Here is a 5169-nt window from a genome sequence, read left to right on the forward strand (position 1 = left end):
TGATTTCGGCTCGCAGTATACGCAGCTGGTTGCACGCCGCGTGCGCGAGCTGGGCGTTTACTGTGAACTTTGGGCATGGGACGTCACCGAAGAGCAGATCCGCCAGTTTAATCCAAGCGGCATTATCCTTTCCGGCGGCCCGGAAAGCACTACCGAACACAACAGCCCACGCGCGCCGGAATACGTCTTCAACGCGGGCGTGCCGGTATTCGGCGTCTGCTACGGTATGCAGACTATGGCGCTGCAGCTTGGTGGCAAGGTAGAAGGTTCCAGCGAGCGGGAATTCGGCTATGCACAGGTAGAAGTTGGGGTGGAAAGCGCGCTGACTCGCGGCATTGAAGACTCCCTGAGCGCTGACGGCAAGCCGCTGCTGGACGTCTGGATGAGCCACGGCGACAAAGTGACCGCTATTCCCTCCGACTTTGTCACCGTTGCCAGCACCGAAAGCTGCCCGTTCGCCATCATGGCTAACGAAGAGAAGCGCCTGTATGGCGTGCAGTTCCACCCGGAAGTGACGCACACCCGTCAGGGCCAGCGTATGCTGGAGCGTTTTGTGCTGGATATCTGCCAGTGTGAAGCACTGTGGACGCCAGCGAAAATCATTGAAGACGCCGTTGAGCGTCTGCGCGCGCAGGTTGGCAACGATAAGGTGATCCTGGGCCTGTCCGGCGGCGTGGATTCCTCGGTGACCGCCATGCTGCTTCACCGCGCTATCGGCGATCGTCTGACCTGTGTATTCGTAGACAACGGCCTGCTGCGCCTGAACGAAGCGGAGCAGGTACTGGAGATGTTCGGCGATCACTTTGGCCTGAATATTGTCCACGTTGAAGGGGAAAAACGCTTCCTCGACGCGCTGGCCGGAACGGATGAGCCGGAAGCAAAGCGCAAAATCATCGGCCGCGTTTTCGTAGAAGTGTTCGACGAAGAGGCGCTGAAGCTGCAGGACGTGAAGTGGCTGGCGCAGGGCACTATCTATCCGGACGTGATTGAGTCCGCCGCTTCTGCCACCGGTAAAGCGCACGTGATCAAGTCTCACCACAACGTGGGCGGCCTGCCGAAAGAGATGAAGATGGGCCTGGTTGAGCCGCTGCGTGAGCTGTTCAAAGATGAAGTGCGTAAAATTGGTCTGGAGCTTGGCCTGCCGTACAACATGCTTTACCGTCATCCGTTCCCTGGGCCGGGTCTGGGCGTGCGCGTGCTGGGCGAAGTGAAAAAAGAGTATTGCGATTTGCTGCGTCGCGCCGATGCGATCTTTATCGAAGAGCTGCACAAGGCTGATTTGTATAACAAGGTCAGCCAGGCGTTCACCGTATTCCTGCCGGTGCGTTCTGTAGGCGTGATGGGTGACGGCCGTAAATACGACTGGGTGGTTTCGCTGCGTGCGGTAGAAACTATCGACTTTATGACCGCGCACTGGGCGCATCTGCCTTATGAGTTCCTGGGCCGCGTGTCTAACCGAATCATTAACGAAATCGACGGCATTTCCCGCGTGGTTTACGATATCTCCGGTAAGCCGCCAGCGACGATCGAGTGGGAGTAGGCTATTCCCATAAGTTTTTGATTTTTAATAAATACCCTTAACATTGCGAAGATTTCTACGTCGTTAATAGTATTGGTCATGGTGCCCGAGACAGGCATCAACAAGGGGAAGTCGATACCATGTTCAGCTGGGTTAAGCCGACGTGGTATCGACAGTGCTTATTAGCTTACCTGGACGCCGTGTTCGTAAGATCAACAACTCAGCGATACCCCATGCTGAAATCGGTTGTACTGTGTGAAGAACCCATGGTTGTCGCCTTGCCGAGCGGACATCCTCTGGCGCAGGACACCGGTCCCATTGCCTTGTCGGCTTTGAAAGCTGAAGGCCTTATCCTTTATCGGCAGGCTGATGGCCCAGGCACCCAGGAGCGGCTTTTTGCCGCCTTTCTGGAGGCAGGGTTTACGCCGCGCATTGCAGCCGATGTACCAAGATTACTTTCTGCAATCACTCTGGTCGCTGCGGGCAAAGGGATGACTATCGTGCCTGAGACCTTAAGCTCACTGCATCAGGAAAGTGTGAAATACCGGGAGCTTGATGCTCAATCCGGCTTCACGGTTCCTCTCACATTGGTATATCGATGTGCGCCACAGGACTCGCCGTTATCCCGGTTTGTCCAGATGGCTCAAGAGGATGCTGACGGGTAAGCCGGTTTTCCATCAGGAATATAAAACTACGGCCTGGCTATCGCTACGGCAGACGGTGGCTGCCAGGCGATCGACGCCATGCTTTTTGAACGCGTGCACAGGTAAGATACCGGTATTGAAGACACGGCGAGCCCGCCGCCAGCAAAAACGGTTCAGGGCCCCCGACAGGGTGAACTGTCGGGGGCCCTGAATCTGATCCATTGCCAAACCATTAGGGGTTCAACCGCTTAAACACGCCGTGTCAGGGTGCTAGCGCAGTAAACGGAAGGTCTCACGCACATGGTCGGTGAGAACTGTCGGGTTTTCCATGGCGGCGAAGTGGCCACCGTTCCCGGCTTCCGCAAAGAACCGCAGATCTTCGAAACGCGCCTGCGCCCAGCGGCGTGAGAGGCGAAGCAGCTCGCCGGGAAACATGCTCACGCCTGCCGGGGTCGGTACGGCGGAGGCGGGACTTTGCTTTTGCATTTCCTGTCTCCCTTCCCAATAGAAGCGGACCGAACTTGGGCCGGCACCAGGCAGCCAGTACAGCATGATGTCATCGATCAGGGCGTTGATGTCGATCGCTCGTTCAGGCTCGCCGCCGCTATCAGAGGCATCCTGAAACAGCGCGTAGATCCAGGCTGCCAGGCCAACGGGGGAATCCGCCAGGGCAAAGCCTATTGACTGCGGCCGGGTGCTTTGCACCTTCATATAGCCCGAAAGCTCCTGCTCGTAACGTTGCGCATCAGCCAGCATGCGCTGCTCTTCCGGGGTGGCCTGGGCGATTTCATCCTGAGTCGGCCGGTACATCACCATGTTCAGATGAATGCCGATCAGGCCAGGCGGACACATGTGTCCAAGAGCAGTAGTCACTGCCGCTCCCCAGTCACCCCCCTGGGCGGCCCAGCGCTCGCCATATCCCAAACGCTCCATAAGCTGCACCCAGGCGTGGGCAGTTTTCCCCACGCCCCATCCGGAAGATCGGGGTTTATCACTGAACCCAAAACCCGGTAGCGCAGGGATAACCAAATGGAACGCATCGCAGGCTTGCCCCCCATAGGCTGTAGGGTCGGTAAGGGGGCCGATCATGTCTCTGAATTCAAGAACAGAGCCGGGCCAACCATGGGTCATCAGCAAAGGAAGGGCGTCGGGATGGGGTGAGCGAATATGCAAAAAATGAATACCGAGGCCATCGATCTCGGTTCGGCTGCTGTTCCACTGGTTGAGTTGGGCTTCAGTGGCGCGCCAGTCATACGCTTGTTGCCAGTGCTCTGCCAGCGCGCGAATACGCGCAAGCTGCGGCCCCTGGCTGTTATCGTCGACGGTTTCCGGGTCTGGCCAACGGGTCTGCGCCAGGCGTTGCATCAGATCGTCAAGTTGTGACTGGGGAATATGAATGGGAAAGGACTCGACAGGGTGGGTCATCATTTGATTCCTTGTGCATAGGTATGGGCCAGGGTGTCACGGACGGAAGCCCATTTTCGTGGGCCATAGCGCTCGTTATCCAGGTTAAGCAGCTTGCCGCGGCCACTCATCATATCCCGCAGGTATTGCATGCCTTGCCAGGCGGGAAAAGGGTTGCCGGTTGCCGGCGTTAACAGGCGGGCTATACCGATAAGCGCAGATAATGTCCCGATATTTCCGGGGCGCAGGGTTCGGTAAGGCTGGCTGGTCAGCTCCGTCAGCATATGAGCGATTTGTGCAGGTGACAGACTGTTACCTGCAATGCGCAGAAAACGAGGGGAGTGAGGATCGAGTGCGGCATCAGCGGTAAATGCGGCCACGTCGTCTTTGGCCGTGAAGTCAAGTGGCTGCTGTGCATCGCCAAAATGCAGTACCCGGCGTCCCGGCACCACCAAAGGGGCATCGCCTTCCAACAGCTCCAGAAATCCGCCGTTGAGAATGGAGGTTACGTTGATGTCGACCGTCTCAAGCCTGGCGGCAAATCGTCGGCGCAGATCCATGTTGCGATTGTCGCCGGGGCGGGTACGGGTGTAGTCGAGCGAATAATCTGATGGGATGAACCTGGGCACCCCGGCCGCTATCGTGGCCTCCAACAGTCTACCCTGTTGCTCAATAATGACCTCTTCCAGGCCATTGAGCGTGGACACCACGCAACCTGAACCGGCGACGGCCGCGCACAGGTTAGGGGCGTCATCCAGTGAAACGGTCTTGATCGTAATGCTGCTGTTGTGCAGGCCCGTTAACCGGGCTGGTTCAGTGTCTGGTCGAACTAACGCTATCACATGGGCGCCGCGCGCTGTCAGGGCCCGAACCACGCGAGAACCTAAATCCCCTGTAGCACCAGCCACCGTAATGGGTAAAGCCATGGAGTGATCCACAAAGCACCTGTTTGTCAGTTGATAAGAGTGGGTAAAACGACATACCGGTATTGATGCAACTGTCGTTAGCGTTGAGTTGATGAACAAACAACCATCGGTAAGTTGTAGACCATGATACAGACCAGACCCAAACTAAAAGGTGATAAAGCCAGGCGGGGGAGAGAGCACGTCCGGGGCAGGGTGCTGCGCGGCAGGGCTTTTTAACATAGGATAGCGAAGTTACCTGAAGCGAAACCCCGGGCTGTGCAAGCCAGGTTACCCTCTAAGCCCGTTCAGACTGTTCTACGCGGGCGCGATGTGTGCCGAAAACCATTCCCGCTGAAAAGTCGTCTGCGGCGTGTGGAAGGGCTTCTGTTCGATAGCGATGACGTAGCCGCTCATCGCTATCTTTACGCTCCCCGGCAAGCGCATGTTAAATACACAACAGAGTTACTTATGCAGCAAAAAAATCGTCGCCAGGCCTAAGAAAATGAAAAAGCCGCCGGTATCGGTCAGCGCGGTGATCAATACGCTGGAGCCAACGGCGGGATCGCGTTTTAGTTTGGTCATAATCAGCGGGATGAGGACGCCCATCAGCGCTGCCAGCAGCAGATTCAGCACCATCGCCAGCATCATTACGCCGCCCAGTGCCGGATTGCCGTACATTGCCCAGGTCACGCCGCCC

Annotated in this window: 5 protein-coding genes; 2 read left to right on the forward strand and 3 right to left on the reverse strand. The window is 57.1% G+C overall.

Annotated elements, in window-relative coordinates; all coding sequences use genetic code 11:
* Both guaA and RTK32_RS18670 read left to right on the forward strand, forming a co-directional pair.
* A partial coding sequence (gene guaA / locus RTK32_RS18665; RefSeq protein WP_312046605.1) for a glutamine-hydrolyzing GMP synthase occupies positions 1-1540 on the forward strand: 1540 nt, incomplete at its 5' end.
* A gap of 119 nt (positions 1541-1659) precedes the next feature.
* Positions 1660-2184: a LysR substrate-binding domain-containing protein gene (locus RTK32_RS18670; protein ID WP_312046607.1), complete on the forward strand. Its 525-nt coding sequence runs from the start codon at positions 1660-1662 to the stop codon at positions 2182-2184.
* Positions 2185-2433: 249 nt separating this feature from the next.
* Here RTK32_RS18670 and RTK32_RS18675 read toward each other — a convergent pair whose 3' ends face one another.
* The 3 genes from RTK32_RS18675 to RTK32_RS18685 all read right to left on the reverse strand — a co-directional run.
* A complete protein-coding gene (locus RTK32_RS18675; RefSeq protein WP_312046608.1) occupies positions 2434-3591 on the reverse strand; it encodes an epoxide hydrolase in 1158 nt (385 codons plus the stop codon).
* Entirely contained in the window at positions 3588-4493 is a 906-nt protein-coding gene (locus RTK32_RS18680) for an NmrA family NAD(P)-binding protein (RefSeq protein ID WP_312046610.1), read from the reverse strand. The genes RTK32_RS18675 and RTK32_RS18680 overlap by 4 nt, the downstream gene beginning before the upstream one ends.
* A gap of 441 nt (positions 4494-4934) precedes the next feature.
* Positions 4935-5169 (reverse strand): magnesium transporter (locus RTK32_RS18685; protein WP_312046612.1); only part of this gene is annotated, 235 nt, incomplete at its 5' end.

The sequence above is a fragment of the Erwinia sp. genome (genome assembly GCF_031978025.1).
In the GTDB taxonomy this organism is placed as follows: Bacteria; Pseudomonadota; Gammaproteobacteria; order Enterobacterales; family Enterobacteriaceae; genus Erwinia.

Bases quoted from the DNA above. Each gene is read 5' to 3' on its own strand.
- RTK32_RS18675 (WP_312046608.1), bottom strand. From the start codon at position 3,591: ATGATGACCCACCCTGTCGAGTCCTTTCCCATTCATATTCCCCAGTCA.
- RTK32_RS18670 (WP_312046607.1), top strand. From the start codon at position 1,660: ATGTTCAGCTGGGTTAAGCCGACGTGGTATCGACAGTGCTTATTAGCT.
- RTK32_RS18680 (WP_312046610.1), bottom strand. From the start codon at position 4,493: ATGGCTTTACCCATTACGGTGGCTGGTGCTACAGGGGATTTAGGTTCT.